Annotated in this window: 12 protein-coding genes and 2 pseudogenes; 1 reads left to right on the top strand and 13 read right to left on the bottom strand. The window is 41.2% G+C overall.

What is annotated here, in order from left to right; translation table 11 throughout:
• Positions 1–85 precede the first annotated feature (85 nt).
• The 3 genes from K6V43_RS07405 to K6V43_RS07395 form a co-directional block, all read right to left on the bottom strand.
• Positions 86–1,468 (bottom strand): dihydrolipoamide acetyltransferase, encoded by a 1,383-nt coding sequence (locus K6V43_RS07405; RefSeq protein WP_222382480.1) that lies wholly within the window; start codon positions 1,466–1,468, stop codon positions 86–88.
• A 233-nt stretch (positions 1,469–1,701) separates the two neighbouring features.
• The gene (locus K6V43_RS07400; RefSeq protein ID WP_172019466.1) at positions 1,702–2,697 is read right to left on the bottom strand and encodes an alpha-ketoacid dehydrogenase subunit beta; all 996 of its coding nucleotides are present in this window, start codon (positions 2,695–2,697) and stop codon (positions 1,702–1,704) included.
• Positions 2,698–2,942: 245 nt separating this feature from the next.
• A complete protein-coding gene (locus K6V43_RS07395; RefSeq protein ID WP_024391508.1) occupies positions 2,943–3,911 on the bottom strand; it encodes a thiamine pyrophosphate-dependent dehydrogenase E1 component subunit alpha in 969 nt (322 codons plus the stop codon).
• A 234-nt stretch (positions 3,912–4,145) separates the two neighbouring features.
• Between K6V43_RS07395 and K6V43_RS07390 the strand changes: the two genes are divergently transcribed.
• Positions 4,146–4,805 carry a trimeric intracellular cation channel family protein gene (locus tag K6V43_RS07390; RefSeq protein ID WP_172019465.1) on the top strand — a complete coding sequence of 220 codons (660 nt, stop codon included), beginning with the start codon at positions 4,146–4,148 and terminating at the stop codon, positions 4,803–4,805.
• Between the two features lie 41 nt (positions 4,806–4,846).
• Here K6V43_RS07390 and K6V43_RS07385 read toward each other — a convergent pair whose 3' ends face one another.
• The 10 genes and pseudogenes from K6V43_RS07385 to K6V43_RS07345 all read right to left on the bottom strand — a co-directional run bounded on the left by K6V43_RS07385 (position 4,847) and on the right by K6V43_RS07345 (position 14,162).
• Positions 4,847–6,007 (bottom strand): carbohydrate-binding domain-containing protein, encoded by a 1,161-nt coding sequence (locus K6V43_RS07385; RefSeq protein WP_222382478.1) that lies wholly within the window; start codon positions 6,005–6,007, stop codon positions 4,847–4,849.
• Between the two features lie 168 nt (positions 6,008–6,175).
• Positions 6,176–6,865 carry a colicin lysis protein gene (locus tag K6V43_RS07380; protein ID WP_222382476.1) on the bottom strand — a complete coding sequence of 230 codons (690 nt, stop codon included), beginning with the start codon at positions 6,863–6,865 and terminating at the stop codon, positions 6,176–6,178.
• 259 nt (positions 6,866–7,124) lie between these two features.
• On the bottom strand, positions 7,125–7,478 hold the full coding sequence (rbfA, locus tag K6V43_RS07375) for a 30S ribosome-binding factor RbfA (protein WP_024391503.1): 354 nt from the start codon (positions 7,476–7,478) through the stop codon (positions 7,125–7,127).
• Positions 7,479–7,610: 132 nt separating this feature from the next.
• Positions 7,611–9,590 (bottom strand): annotated as a pseudogene (gene infB, locus K6V43_RS07370) (translation initiation factor IF-2); the annotation flags it as partial.
• Between the two features lie 104 nt (positions 9,591–9,694).
• Positions 9,695–10,427: pseudogene (locus tag K6V43_RS11700) on the bottom strand (translation initiation factor IF-2 N-terminal domain-containing protein); the annotation flags it as partial.
• Between the two features lie 17 nt (positions 10,428–10,444).
• Entirely contained in the window at positions 10,445–10,783 is a 339-nt protein-coding gene (locus K6V43_RS07365) for a YlxQ-related RNA-binding protein (RefSeq protein WP_050572965.1), read from the bottom strand.
• Positions 10,740–11,036 carry an RNase P modulator RnpM gene (gene rnpM, locus K6V43_RS07360; protein ID WP_024396619.1) on the bottom strand — a complete coding sequence of 99 codons (297 nt, stop codon included), beginning with the start codon at positions 11,034–11,036 and terminating at the stop codon, positions 10,740–10,742. The genes K6V43_RS07365 and rnpM overlap by 44 nt, the downstream gene beginning before the upstream one ends.
• Positions 11,037–11,052: 16 nt before the next feature.
• The gene (gene nusA, locus K6V43_RS07355) at positions 11,053–12,195 is read right to left on the bottom strand and encodes a transcription termination factor NusA (RefSeq protein ID WP_024396620.1); all 1,143 of its coding nucleotides are present in this window, start codon (positions 12,193–12,195) and stop codon (positions 11,053–11,055) included.
• A gap of 86 nt (positions 12,196–12,281) precedes the next feature.
• Complete coding sequence (gene rimP / locus K6V43_RS07350; protein WP_172006369.1) at positions 12,282–12,752, bottom strand: ribosome maturation factor RimP; 471 nt, start codon at positions 12,750–12,752, stop codon at positions 12,282–12,284.
• 528 nt (positions 12,753–13,280) lie between these two features.
• Positions 13,281–14,162, bottom strand: a complete 882-nt coding sequence (locus K6V43_RS07345; RefSeq protein WP_024396627.1) for a class II fructose-bisphosphate aldolase — start codon at positions 14,160–14,162, stop codon at positions 13,281–13,283.
• Between the last annotated feature and the right edge of the window lie 194 nt (positions 14,163–14,356).

Below are 14,356 nucleotides of genomic sequence, written 5' to 3'. Positions count from 1 at the left end.
AAAAAGATAAATCGCCTCGTGCCTCAAGACACATCGTTGATTTCCTATTTTCATACGGTTTTCTTAACGCCTTTTGCATCTTATCTTAAATCAACAATTCCAATGGGTTTTCCAGCAAGTTCTTCAAGTCAACCATGAACTTAGCACCATTCATACCATCAATGATACGGTGGTCAATGGTCAAGCAAAGTGCCATAATTGGACGGATTTTGATTTCACCATCAATAACTACTGGAGTTTGAACAGTTGCTGCTACACCAAGGATTGCTGAGTTTGGTTGATTGATAATTGGGTTAAAGGTTTTGGTACCAAACATACCCAAGTTGGTGATAGAGAAGGTAGACCCTGACATTTCAGCCCCCTTCAACTTACCAGATTGAGCTTTCTTGATAACATCTTTTGATGCCACAACAAATTCAGACAAGCTCATCTTATCTGCGCCGTGAACAACTGGCACCACCAAGCCATCATCTAGACCTACTGCGATACCAAGGTTGACAAACTTGTGTAATTCGATTTCTTGAGCATCGTTAATCAAAGATGCATTCATGTAACGGTGTTCTTCTTTCATCAAAGTACGAACAACCGCAAGACCAATCAAGTCTGTAAAGGTCACTTTCAGACCAGTCTTGTTCATAATTGGCTCAAGGACTTGCTTACGAAGCGCCATGAGGTTGGTCATGTCGATATCGTAATTAAGCGTAAAGGTTGGAGCAGTCAAATAAGAGTTGACCATACCTTTTGAAATCGCCTTACGCATTGGGCTCATCTTAATGATTTCAACGCCTTCTGGCAATTCTTTAGCTGGTTTCTCTTCCGCTTTATGAGCTGGAGCCACAACTTCTGCTTCTACAGGAGCAAGAACAGCAAGTACATCTTCCTTAACAATTTTACCATTGACACCCGTTCCTGTGATTGTTGACAAATCAACACCATGGTCAGCTGCAATACGGGCTGCGAGCGGTGTCGCCTTAGGAGCTGCACCCTTGAAGTCTTCTACGTCAACCTTGTGAACACGGCCATTTGCACCAGTTCCTGGAACAAGACCCAAATCAATGCCCAATTCTCCAGCCAACTTACGGGCCGCTGGAGTTGCGCGCACTTTACCACCACCTTGTGGTTTCGCTGCAACACTAGGTGCCACAATCACTGGTGCACGGCCCGCTGGCACTTCTTCAATCGCTGCAGCCTGCTCAACAACAGGTGCACTTCCAGCTTCTACTGTTTCACCTTCTGCGCCTAGGTAGGCAATCACTTCAGTAACGGGAACTGTTGCCCCATTTCCATGAACAATTTTTAATAAGACACCTGACTCTTCTGCTTCCAACTCCATGCTGGTCTTGTCAGACATCATTTCCAAGAGAACATCACCTTCATTGACGAAATCACCCTCTTGTTTTTTCCACTCGATGATTTCACCTTCTTGCATGTCCACACCGAGTTTAGGCATAATAATTTCTACTGCCATTTTTTAGATACCAAGTCCGAACAGAAAACAATTGAATATAGGAAATCGTAGATAATATTGATTTTCAATCGATTCATTCATTTTCAAGTTTTCCGAACGGGTTCAATTCCTTTCTTTCAATTTCTTACGTTATCTAAGAACCGACTCCAATGATATTCATTGAACCAGGTCAATTCTTTTCATACATTCCTTCAAACAGGGTTAGGACGGTTGCCCGTCCTTCCATTTTGTCTTTAGCCCTTGTTTACTTGCTTATAAATTGCCGCTTTGATTTTCTCTACGTTTGGCAATACTGCATTTTCAAGAATGTTTGCGTAAGGAACTGGTACATCGTCTGAAGCGATACGGATGATTGGTGCATCCAAGTAGTCAAATGCTTCGCTTTCTGTGATGATTGATGCGATTTCACCGATGAAACCACCTGTTTTGTAAGCATCGTTGACCAAGATAACCTTACCAGTTTTCTTCACAGATTCGATGATTAATTCTTTATCTAATGGGATAAGGGTACGTGGGTCTACCACTTCTACGCTGATGCCATCTGCAGCCACTTCTTCAGCTGCTTTCAAAACACGTTCCAACATACGACCGTATGAAACGATAGTTACATCAGTACCTTCACGTTTGATTTCACCTTTACCAAGTGGAATGTAGAAATCAGGATCCAAGTTCACTTCTTCTTTTTTACCGTAAAGAGCTTTTGGTTCCAAGAAGATAACTGGGTTGTTGTCAAGAATAGATGATTTCAAAAGACCTTTTGCATCGTTAGCTGTACCAGGTGCAACAACTTTGATACCTGGAATGTGAGTCAACCAAGCTTCAAGAGATTGTGAGTGCTGTGCCGCTGAACCGATACCTGAACCAGATGCCACACGGAAGGTTACAGGCGTTTTCAAACCACCGCCAAACATATAGTTGGTTTTAGCCGCTTGGTTAACTATCGCATCAAGGGCAATTGTGATGAAGTCCATGAAAGTCAAGTCAACGATTGGACGAAGACCTGTTTGAGCCGCACCAACCGCAGAACCAGCGATTGCTGCCTCAGAAATAGGCGTATCGCGAACACGTTTTGGACCGAATTCGTCCAACATACCAACAGATGTACCGAAGTCACCGCCGTAGATACCGACGTCTTCCCCCATCAAGAATACTTTTTCATCCTTACGCATTTCTTCGCTCTGAGCCAAGTTAATCGCTTCACGCAAGGCCATTACTTTTGTTTCAGCCATTTTTACAATTTCTCCTACTTATATCAATTTACTTTTACTGTACTAACGAAAATCAATCAATTACCACAATGTAATCAATCATCATACCTGCCTAGTTTGACTATACTCTAAAGAGCTTAGTCAAACTTCTTACGTTTATAGTTGGGTTCAGACTAGAGGCTTGGAAAAATAGACGAGCCATTAGCGATGTCCGCATCGCTAGCTGACTCCCTAATTTTTCTGTGCCTCTTTAACGTCTTCACACCCTAGTCTACAAACACGTCTTCGTATGCGATTGAAATATCTGGATCTGGACTTTCTTGTGCAAATTTCACAGCAGCCTCAACTTGTTCAGCAACTTGTGTTTCAATTGCATCTAATTCTTCATCTGTTGCAATCTTGTTTTCGGTCAAATATGTACGGTATTTCTTAAGTGGATCCTTTGCTTTCCAAGCTGCAACTTCTTCTTTTGTACGGTAGGCTCCGGCATCAGCTGTCGAATGTCCAAACCAGCGATACGATTCAACCTCCACCATCGCTGGGCCATTTCCTGCACGAACATACTCAATCACTTCTTGCATTTTTTCATAAACAGCAATGACGTCATTACCATCTTCAACATAGTGACCTGGAATACCGTATGCTGCCGCACGTTGGTAGAGGTGAGGAATTTTTGTTGAATAAGAAATGTCTGTTGAGATACCATATCGGTTATTTGTAATAAAGAATATAACTGGTAAATTCCAGACAGCCGCCAGGTTCATTGACTCATGGAATGAGCCTTCGTTTGTTGCTGAGTCACCTGAGAAGGCGATAACGATATTATCTGTCCCAAGGTATTGTTGTGTGAGAGCCGCTCCTACTGCAAGGGCATAGCCACCACCGACGATACCGTTTGAACCAAAGTTTCCTTTTTCAACATTGGCCAAGTGCATGGAGCCACCACGGCCTTTGGATGTACCAGTTGCCTTACCAGCAAGTTCAGCCATCATACCGTTGATGTCAATACCTTTTGCAATAACATGACCATGACCACGGTGATGTGAAAAGATAATATCTTGATCAGTCAAACCAACGATTGGTCCAACAGCAGCTGCTTCTTCACCAACTGAGAAGTGGGTCATTCCTTGTACAAAGCCACGACGCACCAATTTATTTAATTTCATATCAACATCACGAATCTGTTGCATTTTCAAGAACATATCCAAGTGTTGTTCTTTTGAGATAGATACCATAATTTCCTCCAAAGGTTTTTCTCTTTCTGTATTATGATAGACCAATATTTCACAAATGGCAAATAATTGAACCGTTTTCTTTTTGCAGAAATTTTTGTGAAAAACCTTTATTTCGTGCGTTTTTTCACAAATTTCAACAAATGACAAACTGTCTCGTTTGAAACTTTTTTCACAAACTCAAAAAGAGTCTTGTCAGTCATTTTCCTTTCTGTTAATATAGAAAAGGAGGTGCTTATGGAATTCGATTTGTTTCTTATGATGTGCAACTATATTGGCACAATTGCCTTTGCTGTATCGGGTGCAGTAAAAGGTTTCAAGAAAAAGTTAGATATTTTTGGAATTAGTCTCCTCAGCATCATTACTGCTGTTGGTGGTGGCATCATTCGTGATACAATGGCAAATAGGATTCCGACTGCCTTAACCGACCCGACTGCTATCTACTTATCTCTTGTTGTGGCTATTGCGATGTACTTGATTGTCATCAATCTAAGGCAGGACAAACCACTTGATAAAAAGATGATTCATTTTCTATCCCAAACTAATTTGGTCTTCGATGCCATCGGTTTATCCATTTTTGCCCTTATTGGAGCAAGTACAGGAGTTGAACTTCAACTAAATGCCGTAACGAGTGGTATTTTAGCAGCACTAACAGGAGTTGGTGGCGGAATTGCTCGTGATTTATTAGTCAATGAGACACCGATTGTCCTAAAGGAAGATGTCTATGCTGTGTTAGCACTCTTTTCTGGTATCTTATATCATCTCTGTGTTGTGGATTGGAGATTACCACAAATTCCAACCTTCATCACTATTTTTGCCATTTCTTTAATCATTCGATTATTGGTCATTAAATATAAAATCAATCTTCCAAATATGGAAACAAAACGAAAGGCCTGAGTTCGTCAACTCAGACCTTTTTATTATAATTTGACGATCAATTACCAGCCACCGTGGCCACCAGCACCTGGGCCAGACGCAGTGATTTCTGTAATTTGTTCCCCGTTAACCGTTACTGTACCACCTGTCAATTCAGCAGTTCCATCGAAGTCAAAGGCTGAAGTTGGAGCTGTTATATCAATTGCACCTCCGGAGATATAGATATCTCCATTAGCATCAAAGGCATCCGTATCCCCACTACCTACAGCGACTGTCAAGTCACCACCAGTTACCTTGATAAAGATATCTGATGACGCTGTACTTGCCGCATTGATTGCATCATCCGATCCGTAGACATCGATGGTACCACCATTGATTGTGATATTGGTTCCTTCCAAGGCTTCTACTGATTCTGGTACAGAAATTGTGCCACCGTCAATTGTCAAGGCTGTTTCTGCTTTGATACTATCATCTCCTGCTTTTACAGTAATTTCACCACCTGTAATTGTTGTGTAGCCTTTAGTTGTATCTGTATCATTGGTTGACTTGATACCATCTCCACCTGCTGTTACAGTGATAGTTCCACCATTGATAGTCATTGAATCTTTACCACGGATGCCATCATCTACTGCTGTAACAGTGATATTTCCTGCGTCAATAACTAGATCATCAGTTGATACAATACCATCTTGGAAGTTTCCTTCTACTGTCAGGCTACCATTCCCCGTAATGGTTAAATCTGCCTCAACATGAATGGCACCTTCAATATTTGTATCAGTGTGATTGCTCGTATCTTTCACAGTGTTTGTCGTTCCATCTTGAAGTTCTAATTCAACATTATCTGCACTAATAACATTAATTGCGGCAGTATCTGAGCTTGAAATCTCGGCACCTGCTAAAATAATTCGAACATTGGCATCTGTTTCAACCGTTACACCTGCAGTTGTTGAATCTGTTAGAATATAGGTTCCACCTTCCGTAATTTTCAATCCGTCATTTGAAAGTGTTACTTCTGTAGTAGGAAGGGCTGACCAGTCAATAGAAGATGATGAACTTGAGTCAGACGATGTGCTATTGCTGGAAGTAGTTGCTGCACTTGATTGACTTGTAGCTGCAGAACTTGATGTTGTCATTGAACTAGAAGTTGATGAACATGCCACCAAGATACCGATACTCATCAACGTGACACCCGAATAAAGTAGTTTTTTAAAATTTGTTTTCATAAATAGATTCCTTTTCTTTCTTAGGAGGTTTTTGGATACCTTCCTGATATGCTCTTAGTTTACCTTCCCTACCTAAAAGAAAGATTAAAGATTACCAAAAGAAAACTTAAAGTACTACTTAAATAAAAAAAGCCGGAACCTCCAGCTTTAATTCATTCTTATTTTACACTATAATTTTACCCAATTCAAACTTGATAAATCAAGTAAAGGGGATGTTTCAGGATTAGTATCCGATTCAGAAATCCGTTTCAATCCTGGAATCATTGCATTGTACTGATAAATCCGGTATACTCCACCCCCTTCAAATAAATAGGTTCCATCCTGTAAGGGACGAAGAATGGCATCCGGGCCAATTTCAAAACCAATATTTCGGAAATTATCTACTAAACGAAAATTCTCCCCAGATAGCTGCGTGTAAAGATCAATGAGGATATAGTCACCAGATTTATTCAAGGCTATGAGCAATTCCTCTGTCCCATTTTGATCAATATCGTATAGGCTATAAAATGCTCCGCTGTATTCTTGGCCTTGACTCGTCAGTAAACTTAGATAACTACTAACCTCGTCCTGATTAATCGCTTCAGAGACCTGACCTAGATTGGCTTGGTAACGATCGATAACGGACTGGTACACAGTCGGTATCGTCTGAGTATTTGTAGAAGATGCTTCGGTTTGTGAGTCTGAACTAGATGTAGTCTCTGAGGAAGACTCTGAGGTAGATTGTTGGTCCGAACTAGTTGTAACTTGGCTCGATGAACTAGTATTGGAAGTTTCATCCTCCTTGGTCTGAATGGATTGACATGCTGCTAATAACACAACCGTGGATACCAACATTATACGACTAATAAACTTTTTCATAACTTCCTCCTACGCAATCTCTTTTATATTAGTATACCATCTTTAGAAAAGCTTGTAAACGCTCACCTTTTTTCTCACACACCGTACGCATGTAAAATAGTCTCTCTTCAAACCGTTTTTTATCCGCTACCTCGCGATAGTCTAGCTTGGGAGTCGCTATTGGGTTTACCGTTAGCAGGGGCCCTTGGAGAACTTTCACCTCAGATGTACAACATGCTCGTCGTACCCAGAAAAAGCCGAATGTTTCCATTCGACTTTCTTAATCTTTCTGTTCGAGAGCACGGAGCATTTGATCAATTTTGTTACCATACTCTATTGATTGATCTTTTTCAAAGACCAAATCAGGAATCTTATAAAGTGTCAACTTACGACCAAGTTCCCTTTTAATTGTTCCTGTTGCTTTTTCCAAACCAGTTTGTGCTTTTTGATTGTCGGAAGCCAAGTCACTCATGATTGTGTAGTACACTTTGGCCATTGATAAATCACCAACCATCTGAACATCAGTGATGGTTACACCTTGCACACGGGGGTCACGGACTTTCTTTTGTAAAATCTCATTGACTTCACGCTTGATTTCCATCCCAACACGGTCTGTACGAAAATGATTTGCCATATTCTTTTCCTTTCTAACAGGATAGAAAAGCTGAGTTGCCTCAGCTTGAATAATCCAAGTAAGACGAGGCTAGGCAGAAGCTCAGTCTTAAAAAATCAAGATGAATAAATCATGAACTGTTCTTCAATGATCTTATTTTTTGATTTCTTCCATAATATAGGCTTCAATCGTATCATCAACTTTCAAGTCATTGTAATTTTCTATCATCAATCCACCTTCTTGAGCATTACCAACTTCTTTCACATCATCTTTATAACGCTTCAAGCTTGCTAATTGACCGTCGAATACAACAACTCCATCACGAATAACACGAACACTAGAATCACGGGTAACTTTACCACGAACGACCATGAAACCACCGATTGTTCCAACTTTAGATACCTTAAAGGTTTCACGTACGATCGCTTCACCAATGATTTTTTCTTCGTATTCAGGATCAAGCATCCCTTTCATCGCATCTTCCATCTCTTCGATGACCTTGTAGATAATGCTATGAAGGCGTACTTCAACATCGTCAGTTTCGGCTTGACTGCGCGCTTCTGCGGTTGGACGAACGTTGAAACCAATAATTAATGCATTGGATGCCGCAGCCAAAGTGACATCTGATTCATTAATGGCACCAACTGCTGAATGGACGATATTCACTTTGACACCTTCTACTTCAATTTTTTGAAGTGATGATGCGAGTGCTTCTACAGAACCCTGTACGTCAGCTTTAATGATGACATTAACAGACTTAACTTCACCTGCTTTAAGTGTATCAAAGAGGTTTTCAAGACTAACACGTTGTGTTGCTTGACGTTGTTTGAGAAGGGCACGTTTTGCACGTTCTTCACCAGCTGCACGAGCAGATTTCTCATCTTCATAGACAGCAAAATGATCACCAGCCATCGGTGCTTCATTCAACCCTGTGATAGAGACAGGTGTAGATGGACCAGCAACCTTCACGCGACGTCCAAGGTCATTGGTCATGGCACGAACACGACCGAAGGTATTTCCGACAACGATTGGGTCTTGAACATTAAGTGTCCCTTGTTGAACGAGGAGGGTTGCAACCGCACCTTTCCCTTTATCCAAATGCGCTTCGATAACTGTACCAATCGCACGAACAGTTGGGTCTGCCTTCAGTTCTTGAATTTCAGCAACCAAAAGAACAGTTTCCAACAATTCATCAATGTTTTGGTTAAACTTAGCTGATATTTCTACAAATTCAGATTCTCCACCCCATGCAGTTGAGATAACTCCATGTTCTGCCAATTCACCAATCACACGCTCAGGATTAGCACCTGGTTTATCAATCTTGTTGATGGCAACAATAATTGGAACATTCGCAGCTTTTGAGTGATTGATTGCTTCAATCGTTTGTGGCATAACACCATCATCTGCAGCAACGACTAGAATAGTCAAGTCTGTAACAGATGCACCACGCGCACGCATAGAAGTAAAGGCCGCGTGTCCTGGAGTATCTAAGAAGGTGATTTTCTTACCAGCTTCCTCAATTTGGTAGGCACCGATATGCTGTGTGATACCACCAGCTTCCCCTGTAGCCACACGAGAATTACGTAGGGTATCCAACAAGGTTGTTTTACCGTGGTCAACGTGTCCCATAATGGTCACAACCGGTGGACGTTCTGTCATTGCATCCTCATTAAGATAGCCTTCTTCTACGAAGAAACGCTCGATATCTGCGTTATCGACCTCAACCTTTTCTTTCGCTTCAATACCATAATCAACCATGAGGAGCTCGATAGTATCTCCATCAAGAGATTGGTTCTGAGTTGCCATTACGCCCATTAGGAAGAGTTTTTTCACGATTTCAGCAGGCTCACGTTTGATTCGTTTAGCAATCTCAGCAACGGTCATGCCAGCTGTATATTCAAACTCTGTTGGCAATTCATGGAACTTGCGTTCTGTGACAGGCTTAACAGACTGATTTGTCTTGCCTTTTTTATTTTTCTTGTTGTTATTCCAGTTACTTGTTCTTTGATTTCTCACTTGATTTTGACTATTTCGATTTCTTTGTTGTTTTCTAGGACCATCTTCTTCGTCACCAATAAAGTCACGTTTTTTATCTGGTCGAGCTTGTTTCTTACGACGGGTATCTACAGTAGTTTCTGCCACTTGCTCTGGTACTGTTGCAACTGGTGTAGGTTTCACAAATGGTTTGCTTTCTACAACCGGCTCTTCGAACTTAATTTCTTTTGGCTTCTTAGGTTGCTTCTTAGCTTCTTGAGCCTGACGGAATCGTTCTTCACTTGTACGAGCATATTCTGCATTCTGCTCTGCTTTTAGAGCAGCTGCACGGGCTTTGAAATCAATCTTAGGTGTCTCAACCTTTTTGACTTCTTCTTTACGGCCGAACCCATTCTGTTGACCGGACCGGTTGTCCTGACGACGGTTATCTCGTCCTTCACGTCGGTCAGCAAAACGGTTTTCCTTGCGATCTTCTGTTCGCTTGTCGCGACGTGGTTCGCGGCGATCATTTCGTTCATTTCGATCATTATTTGGCCGTCCTTGACCCTGTTGACGGTTATCACGACGTTCCTGACCATTCTTAGCTTGTTGACCAGCTTTTCCTTGTTGGCCTTGAGCTCGTTTAGCTGCCTGTTCTTTGGCACGTGCTTCACGCTCAGCTTTAAAGTTACGACTCTGTGGTCGGTGCGCAGTAGTTTGTGTACCTGTTGTTTTAGGCACTTCTTTTGATACTGGCTCTGAAGTAGCGACTTTTTCTACTTTTGGTGCTTCCGCAACTCGAGTAACTGCTTCTACAGAATTAGCTTGAACTGGTTGCTTCGCTCCAAAACTTTCCGCCAGACGTTTTGCACTTGCATCATCCACACTAGAAGCGTGGCTTTTTACATCAAATCCCAATTCTTGAGCCTTAGCAACAACTTCCTTGCTGCTGACACCTATTTCTCGGGCAATTTCATTCAATCTCTTCTTAGACAATGCCTTGTCCTCCTGTTCTATTCCATAATAGACCTCATCTTCTTTGTAAATCCAGCGTCTGTCACTGCAATGACTTTTCTAGCCTTGCCGACAGCTGCACTCAATTCCAGTGTTGAAAACACTGTTACAACTTCTACTTGATAGGTATGACTTTTATCTGTTACTTTTTTGCTTAAATTTCCAGCTGCATCGTTGGCTAAAAACACCAACTTTGCCTGCCCTTTTTGGATAGCTTCAACAACCAAGTCCTCACCAGAGGTGAGACGACCAGCACGCTGCGCCAATCCCAATAAATTTAAGATTTTCTGTCTCTTATTCGAGTCCAAGTTCTCTCCTCTTGACCTTATGATCAACATAGGCAATCAACTCATCATAAAACTCCTCTGCTACTTCCATACTAAAGGAACGATCGAAAACATGACGTTTTTTTGCCTGAATTGCTTCCTCATTATCGAGCTTAATATAGGCTCCACGCCCATTTGCCTTGCCAGTTGGATCGATAAATACTTGGCCTTCTTTATTTTTTACAATACGGAGCAAATCCCGTTTGTCGATGATTTCACCGGACACCACAGACTTGCGCAAGGGTATTTTTCTAGCTTTTGCCATGGTTGCTCCTTTTGCCTTATTCTTGATCTTCTGCGACTTCTTCTACAACTTCGTCCGTCGCATATTGCTCAGCTTCAAATGCTTCGTATTCTGATGCTGACTTGATGTCGATACGGAATCCTGTCAAATGCGCTGCCAAACGAACGTTTTGACCACGACGACCAATTGCTAATGATAACTTATCATCTGGTACAACGACTGTCGCATGTTTACCATCTTCCGTGTCAAACAACACTTGGTCAACTTCAGCAGGTGCTAAGGCATTGTAGATAAATTCCGCTTCGTCAGCTACCCACTCGATAACGTCAATATTTTCCTCAGTAGGAATCATACGGTCATTCTTAGCATCATAACGAGCTGGATGGAATTTGCTAGTGATTTTCTTAATATTTGAACCACCACGACCAACGATAGTACCAATAGCATCTACGTTTGGATTATGGCTACGAACAGCCACTTTCGTACGGTCTCCAGCTTCACGGGCAACACTCATGATTTCAACTGTTCCATCGTATACTTCTGGAATTTCCTGTTCCATGAGACGTTTGATCATTTCTGGATGGCTACGGCTGACAAATACGTTAACACCACGACCATTGTCCTCTACCTTGTAGACATAGACTTCGATGCGATCATGAGATTGGAAAACCTCACCAGGAATTTGATCCTGTTTTGATAACTGAGCTTCAATTGTACCAAGGTTGACATAGATAAAGCGATTATCGAAACGCTCTACCGTACCTGACATGATTTCATTTTCATGCTGCTTGTAGGTATTGAAGGTAATGGCACGCTTTTGTTTGCGCATCTTTTCCATGATGGTCTGTTTAGCTGATTGAGCAGCTACACGTCCAAATTCTGCTGGGTCTTCTTGGAATTTAATTTTGTCACCCATTTCATAAGCTGATGAAATAGCCAAGGCATCTTTTAGACTAATTTCTAGTCGGCTATCAAAAACTTCATCTACTACTTCACGAACAGTAAATACATGGAAATCGCCTTTTTTCTCGTCAAATTCAATCACTGCTGATTCTGATTGACCATAACGTCGTTTATAAGCTGAACGAAGCGATTCTGTTACAGCATCAATGATGTCCGCTTTGTTAATACCCATGTCTTCCTCTAAAATACGGAAGGCTTCTAGCATTTCTTTACTCATGTTGTTTTCCTTTTGCGCTCAAAAGGTCCTTTCTTAAAGTCTAAAATCTATTAACATACTCTAATACGATCGAGTATCGCAACCTATTACAATTTGACAGCCAAACGGGCCTTAGCCACCGTCTGGTAAGGAATCGTCACTACCTTCTTGCGGGTTTTATCCATATATTCCATAATCAGGTCTGTTCCATCAAAAGAAAGCAACGTCCCTTCGAAAACCTTGATTTTATCAATTGCCTGATAGAGCTTGACATGGATGTACTTTCCAACTGCCTTTTCAACAGCATCTGCCGTTTTTAAAGGACGTTCCAAACCTGGACTTGTTACTTCCAACATATACTGCTCCGGAAATGGGTCTGGCTTAATCGTATCCAAAATTGGGCTAATGACTTCTGACAAATCTGCCGTATCTTGAAGAGAAATCCCTCCCTCTTTATCGACAAAAATGGATAAAACGTAGTCACCGCCCATCTTACCATATTCCACATCTACCAACTCATATGGAGCTTGAATTGCGGGGTTAATTGCTGCTGTGACCAAATCAATAATTGATGACATAAACACCTCCTATTTCTGCAGTAGGTAGAAATAGGTTTCCAAATAATCATCTCTACCATTGGATAACCATATTCCTTGTTTACCACACCCCATACACACAACACCTTCTATTTACAGGTAGAAATCAGTGTATAGGGAAAGGGTTGACTGACGCCAACCCCCTTTCTCATTATTAACTCCTATCATTCTAACATATCTCTAATTACTTGTAAAGGAAAACGATGGAAATGAAAATAGCAACTTACTATTATTCACATCCTGATTAAATTTTAAAATTTTTTCTGTAACTAATTAATAGAAAATAATAAATTAGATTCAAATTCTTTCAGATACTAGTGGTACTCTGTTCCGCATTCGAATTTTAGAGATTGGGTGACACGAACACATACTCAATTTCACATTAAAAGTTTTTAATATGATTGCTTACTGTAAAAAAATAAGGACTTTCATTCGAAAATCCTTATCATAAACTTTTTGAGTTCTATTACGCTTCGATTGCTCGAAATCATAGATTTCTTCGCAGAAATTTTACGCTTTGTTCGCTGAACCGAATACGTCAATACGTTCTTCAACAGACGCTTGGATAGCTTTCACGCCGTCTGCCAAGAATTTACGTGGGTCAAAGAGTTTTTTCTTATCGTATTCTGCTTCGTTCGCTTCATAAGCTGCTGCAAATTTACGAGTTGCGTTTGCGAATGCGATTTGGCACTCAGTATTAACGTTAACTTTAGCAACGCCCAATTTGATTGCTGCTTGAATTTGCTCATCTGGAATACCAGAACCACCGTGCAATACGATTGGGAAACCAGGTACAGCTTCAGTCAATTTACGCAAGTGGTCAAGATCAAGACCTTCCCAGTTTGCTGGGTATGGGCCGTGGATGTTACCGATACCTGCTGCCAAGAAGTCAATACCAGTTGCAACCATTGCTACTGCATCTTCGATTGGAGCCAATTCACCGCTACCAATGATACCATCTTCTTCACCACCGATAGTACCTACTTCAGCTTCAACTGAGATACCTTTAGCGTGTGCCAATTCTACAACTTCTTTAGCTTTTGCAAGGTTTTCTTCTACTGGAAGGTGTGAACCATCAAACATAATAGAAGTATAACCAACTTCGATACATTCAAGAGCATCTTCGTAGTGACCGTGGTCAAGGTGAATAGCAACTGGAACAGTAATGTTCATTGATTCAATCAAGTTCGCAATCAAGTTACGAGCTACTTTGTAACCACCCATGTACTTAGCTGCACCCATAGAAGTTTGGATAAGAACTGGAGCTTGTTTTGCTTCTGCTGCACGCAAGATAGCTTGAGTCCACTCAAGGTTGTTTGTGTTAAATCCACCAACTGCATAACCGTTGTCACGCGCTGCTTGGACAAATTTTTCTGCTGAAACTAATGGCATTTCGATAGCCTCCTAATATTTTTTGAGGTTGCACCTCATACTCCTCTATTCTACCATTTTTATTTTGAAAATGCTAGTTGAAACCGTCTAGAATCATTCCCTTTGTTGTATTTTTCAAAACGCGCTCCTTTTTCTGACAAAAATATTTGGTTTAACTCTCTTAAACTCAAGAATTTTCCTCCACTGATGGATTG

This window comes from Streptococcus suis (assembly GCF_019794615.1).
GTDB classification, from domain to species: Bacteria; Bacillota; Bacilli; order Lactobacillales; family Streptococcaceae; genus Streptococcus; species Streptococcus suis_AI.
Note: the sequence above shows the minus strand (reverse complement) of the source record. Positions and strands in the feature narration are given on the sequence as shown.

Excerpts from the sequence above, each read along its gene's own strand:
- K6V43_RS07405 (WP_222382480.1), bottom strand. The coding sequence starts at position 1,468 with ATGGCAGTAGAAATTATTATGCCTAAACTCGGTGTGGACATGCAAGAA.
- K6V43_RS07400 (WP_172019466.1), bottom strand. The coding sequence starts at position 2,697 with ATGGCTGAAACAAAAGTAATGGCCTTGCGTGAAGCGATTAACTTGGCT.
- K6V43_RS07395 (WP_024391508.1), bottom strand. The coding sequence starts at position 3,911 with ATGGTATCTATCTCAAAAGAACAACACTTGGATATGTTCTTGAAAATG.
- K6V43_RS07390 (WP_172019465.1), top strand. The coding sequence starts at position 4,146 with ATGGAATTCGATTTGTTTCTTATGATGTGCAACTATATTGGCACAATT.
- K6V43_RS07385 (WP_222382478.1), bottom strand. The coding sequence starts at position 6,007 with ATGAAAACAAATTTTAAAAAACTACTTTATTCGGGTGTCACGTTGATG.
- K6V43_RS07380 (WP_222382476.1), bottom strand. The coding sequence starts at position 6,865 with ATGAAAAAGTTTATTAGTCGTATAATGTTGGTATCCACGGTTGTGTTA.
- rbfA (WP_024391503.1), bottom strand. The coding sequence starts at position 7,478 with ATGGCAAATCATTTTCGTACAGACCGTGTTGGGATGGAAATCAAGCGT.
- K6V43_RS07365 (WP_050572965.1), bottom strand. The coding sequence starts at position 10,783 with ATGTTGATCATAAGGTCAAGAGGAGAGAACTTGGACTCGAATAAGAGA.
- rnpM (WP_024396619.1), bottom strand. The coding sequence starts at position 11,036 with ATGGCAAAAGCTAGAAAAATACCCTTGCGCAAGTCTGTGGTGTCCGGT.
- nusA (WP_024396620.1), bottom strand. The coding sequence starts at position 12,195 with ATGAGTAAAGAAATGCTAGAAGCCTTCCGTATTTTAGAGGAAGACATG.
- rimP (WP_172006369.1), bottom strand. The coding sequence starts at position 12,752 with ATGTCATCAATTATTGATTTGGTCACAGCAGCAATTAACCCCGCAATT.
- K6V43_RS07345 (WP_024396627.1), bottom strand. The coding sequence starts at position 14,162 with ATGCCATTAGTTTCAGCAGAAAAATTTGTCCAAGCAGCGCGTGACAAC.